This window comes from Arhodomonas sp. KWT (genome assembly GCF_010993615.1).
The window spans coordinates 1-3257 of the sequence record NZ_WNXE01000234.1 but is presented as its reverse complement, the minus strand read 5'-3'; the positions used below and the strand labels follow the sequence as shown (position 1 = coordinate 3257).

General features: G+C 71.7%; 4 protein-coding genes. 1 reads left to right on the top strand and 3 read right to left on the bottom strand.

Annotation, left to right across the window (positions count from 1 at the left end; all coding sequences use genetic code 11):
* Window positions 1-283 precede the first annotated feature (283 nt).
* Window positions 284-970 carry a FadR/GntR family transcriptional regulator gene (locus tag G7A99_RS25815; RefSeq protein ID WP_305792331.1) on the top strand — a complete coding sequence of 229 codons (687 nt, stop codon included), beginning with the start codon at window positions 284-286 and terminating at the stop codon, window positions 968-970.
* An 18-nt stretch (window positions 971-988) separates the two neighbouring features.
* On the opposite strand, the gene G7A99_RS17150 is transcribed toward G7A99_RS25815, so the two are convergent.
* From G7A99_RS17150 to G7A99_RS17140, 3 genes are all read right to left on the bottom strand, one after another.
* Window positions 989-2182 (bottom strand): MFS transporter, encoded by a 1194-nt coding sequence (locus G7A99_RS17150; RefSeq protein WP_163142404.1) that lies wholly within the window; start codon window positions 2180-2182, stop codon window positions 989-991.
* Window positions 2179-2733, bottom strand: a complete 555-nt coding sequence (locus G7A99_RS17145; protein WP_163142401.1) for a TetR/AcrR family transcriptional regulator — start codon at window positions 2731-2733, stop codon at window positions 2179-2181. The genes G7A99_RS17150 and G7A99_RS17145 overlap by 4 nt, the downstream gene beginning before the upstream one ends.
* 77 nt (window positions 2734-2810) lie before the next feature.
* On the bottom strand, window positions 2811-3257 hold a 447-nt coding region (locus G7A99_RS17140; RefSeq protein ID WP_163142398.1), incomplete at its 5' end, for a 3-keto-5-aminohexanoate cleavage protein.

Genomic DNA, 3257 nt, shown 5'->3' with positions numbered 1-3257 from the left:
ACGCGTCCCCGGTCCGCGTCGAGAATCCCCAGGCGTGTCGCGCCGTCGTGGCGGTAAGTGACTAGTTTCATGGGCGGCCCCTTTTGGTCCAATTAAACCAATCATTATTTATTGGTTGAGAAAACCCTAATTTGGTTCCGCATGGGTGTCAAGCGTCGCGGAGGGTCCGAAAGCGCCGGTTCACGTGCTTTTCGAGCCGGATGGCACCGGTGGACGCGCGTAGTGATGTATAATTCCGGTGAACCATTTCGCCCTGTTTGGTATGGCATTAGAGGGAGGTGGCGTGTCCACGAGTCCAGGCGTCGCGACCGGCAAGGAGGCCGTCCAGGCCTATCTGGAGGAGCGCATCGCGTCCGGCGAGCTCGCGCCGGGGGACAAGCTCCCCACCGAGCGTGCGCTCGTGGAGCAGTTCGGCCTGTCCCGCAACACGGTCCGGGGCGTCCTCCGGGACCTGGAGGCCAGTGGCAAGATCATCCGCTTCATCGGCCGGGGGACGTTCGTGACCGGACGCCAGCCGAAGGACCGCGTCCCCGACGTATCGGCAGGTGCCGATGCGAGCCCGGCGGAGGTGATGGAGGTTCGGCTGATGCTCGAACCCGCGGTCGCGGAGGCACTGGTCACCCGGGCGAGCGGTGCCGATCTCGCCTACATGCGCACCTGTCTGGAGCGCGCCGAGGCGGCCCGGGACTGGCGGGACTTCGAGAAGTGGGATGCGGCGCTGCATGCGGCCATGGTCCGGGCGACCCGCAACCAGTTCCTGATCGAGATATTCGAGCGCATAGACGAGGCCCGGAGTCAGGCCGAGTGGGGCAAGCTCAAGCGCGCGAGCCTCACGGAGGAGCGGCGGCTCGGCTACCAGCACGAGCACCGGGAGATCGTGGCGGCGTTGCAGGAGCGAGACGGCCAGCTCGCCCGGGAGCTGACCGAAAAGCACCTGCTGCACGTGCGCCGGAACCTGTTGGGCTACTGAGTCACCGCCAGACCCACGCTAGCCGGAATGGTCGCTGGTGAAGGTCGGGGCCGCGCCGTCCGCCCGCTCGGGCACGAGGGCCGACGCGGTGCAGACCAGCGCCCCCGCCAGGGCGAAGCCGGTGAACACCGCGGCGTAGCCGAACCCGGGGATGAGCACACCGGCGAGCGACGAGCCGCAGACCTGGCCGACGGCGATGGCGGTGAACGGCGGCACTGCGCCGGCGGCGGGGCGGTCGTGCAGGATCCTCACGCCGCAGACGACGTGCAGCCCGGTGAGGGTCATGTAGGCCGCGCCGAACAGGGCCGCCGAGAGCAGGGTCACTGCGCCGTCGGCCGGCGCGGCGGCGATCAGCGCGAGCGCCAGGGCCAGCAGGCCGAGGGCGCCGGCGTGGGTCAGCGGTGCGCCCAGCCGGTGGACGATGTCCCCGGTGCCGCCGCCGGCGAGCCCGGCGAGACCCACCGCGAGCCAGATCAGCGCGGTCTGCCGTGGCGATGCCCCCGCCAGGGTGGTGACCAGGTCCGGGGTGAAGACCCAGTACGGCGCGCTCACCAGGCCCATGACGAAGGCGAAGACGGACAGCGTCGCCATCGCGTGACGCTGATCGCGGCCGAGGGCGGGGCGCGTGCCCGGTGTCTCGCTGTCCGCCCGGGGGCGCGGTCCCGGCAGGTGGCGCCAGGCCAGCGCGACCGCCACGAGCGCCACGGCGGTGAAGGCCGCGTACGCACTGCGCCAGGCGGTGGCCCAGGCGAGCACCGCGGGCGCCGTGGCGGCCACGCCGATGCTGGTGCCCGCGTTGTTGACGGCATTGAGCCGGCCATGGAGGCGGGACGGGGCCGAGGCGCGGACCGCCTCGGTCATCGCCGGCATGATCAGCCCCGTGCACACACCGCAGGCGCCGACCCCGAACGCCAGTAAGCCGGCACCGCCGGCACCGGCGATGGCCGCCAGGCCGACGACTCCGGCCGCCGACGCCAGGACCGCCGTGGCCCGGGCGCCAAGGCGCTCGGCGAGAAACGGCGCGAACAGGCTGGTGGCGATGAAGCTCACGAACGTCAGTGCGCCGATGAACCCGACCGCCTCCGGCGAGAGTCCGAGGGTCTCCCGGATGAAGGGCACGAACAGCCCGTAGGCGAAGCGGGCGAGGCCGTAGCCGAGGGCGACCAGCCCGGCACCGAGCGCCGCGAAGCCGGTCACGTCCCGCCGGGTCATGGCGCCCCCCGGCCGTGCATCGCCCCGAGCAGTGCCCGGGCGTCCGCCCGGGTCCGCTCCGCACCGACCACCGGGAGCGCCTGGGTGGCCCCTTCCAGGACCAGGTAGATCCGCCCGGCGAGCCGTTCCGGATCGCCGGCGCCATCCCGTGCCGCGGCCTCGCGGATGACCCCGATGACCTCGCGCTTGCAGGCGAGGGCGTGGCTGTGGACCGCGGGGTCGTGGTGTTCGTACTCCCCCATGGCCTTCACCAGCATGCAGCCTTGGGCGCTGTATTCGGCGAGCCACCCGCAGTGGGCGTCGACGAGCCCGGCGATCGGGTCGCCGGTGGCGTCATCCAGTGCCGTGCGCAGCATCGCCAGGTAGTGGTGATGGCGCCGCGCGAGCACGGCGGCGACCAGCGCCTCCTTGGCGGGGAAGTGGTGGTAGAGGGTCATGCGGGCCACGCCGGCCTCGCTGACGAGGCGCTCGATCCCGGTGGCGTGGAAGCCCTCCGTGTAGAACAGCCGCTCGGCGGTGTCGAGCAGGGCGTCTCGTTTGCTGACGGTCATGCCGCGCCCCCCGTCCTAACTGTATAGAACGATCAGTCTAACAGTCGGCCGGGGGGCGGCCGAAAGGGGGCGGCCGGTCAGAAGGCCACGCGATCGGCGCCCTTGAGCGCGAGCATCTCCCGGGCCTCCGCCGGCGTGGCGATCTCCAGGCCGAGCCCGTCGAGCACCTGGCGGATGCGCTCGACCTGGGCGGCGTTGGAGGGCGCGAGCACGCCGCGGTCGAGGAAGAGGTTGTCCTCCAGGCCCACGCGCACGTTGCCCCCCATGGCCGCGCCCATGCTCGCGAGCGGGAGCTGGTGGCGGCCCGCCCCCAGCACGGAGAAGCGGTAGTCGTCGCCGAACAGCCGGTCCGCGGTGCGCTTCATGTGCGCGAGCTGGTCGGGGTCCGCGCCGATGCCGCCGAGGATGCCGAGCACGAACTGCACGAACAGCGGCGGCCGCACCAGCCCCCGGTCGAGGAAATGGGCGAGGGTGAACAGGTGGCCGACGTCGTAGCACTCGAACTCGAAGCGCGTCCCGCAGCC